Raw genomic sequence first — 595 nt, forward strand, 5'->3', positions numbered from 1 at the left:
GTCAAAATCTGGTTTTCCGATGTCGCCGGACGCCCCAGCCTGCCGGTCACGCCCCTGAAACTGACAACCCGCTCCGGCAAGGACCTGACCCTGTGTAAAGACTACGTCGTCCCGGGCGGCAGTTTTACCTTCCTCCCGTCAACGCAGGCATTTATCAACGGTAAAACCTACCCCTATGGCAACTGGGATTAAGAGGGATGAAAATGCGCAAACTACTGATACTTGCCCTGTTACTGGCCGCTGCAGGCTGCAGCCCACATCAGTCTCACCCTTTACAGTCAAAACAGGCCGCCAGCGGCGACTGGACCCTACCTTACGGTAAGTGGATCTTCGCTTTTATCACCCCCTATGAATTACCCTCAATGGTCAACCACGCAAGAGTTATCGACACCGATGGTTATCTGTATACGTTTAATACGCTTGACCAGGCTTCTCCCGACCCTGATTCCGTCAAAGAATGGGCTGAAAACGCGCATGGTTTTGGCGATCAGTTCAACAAAGTCAACAAGCCCCCACAGTACATTGTCTTCTGCTGGGATTCCTATATTGACCAGCAGACCTATGAAACCAGCGCCGTCTTCGGCCCCGAAACCTG

Annotated in this window: 1 protein-coding gene and 1 pseudogene; both read left to right on the forward strand. The window is 52.9% G+C overall.

Annotated features, from left to right (window positions below; all coding sequences use genetic code 11):
• A pseudogene (locus OGX90_RS01155) lies at positions 1-192 on the forward strand (DUF2931 family protein); the annotation flags it as partial.
• 5 nt (positions 193-197) lie between these two features.
• Positions 198-595, forward strand: a 398-nt coding sequence (locus OGX90_RS01160; protein WP_286589797.1) for a DUF2931 family protein, incomplete at its 3' end; no start/stop codon positions are given.

The organism is Citrobacter sp. Cpo012 (assembly GCF_030333015.1).
In the GTDB taxonomy this organism is placed as follows: Bacteria; Pseudomonadota; Gammaproteobacteria; order Enterobacterales; family Enterobacteriaceae; genus Citrobacter; species Citrobacter portucalensis.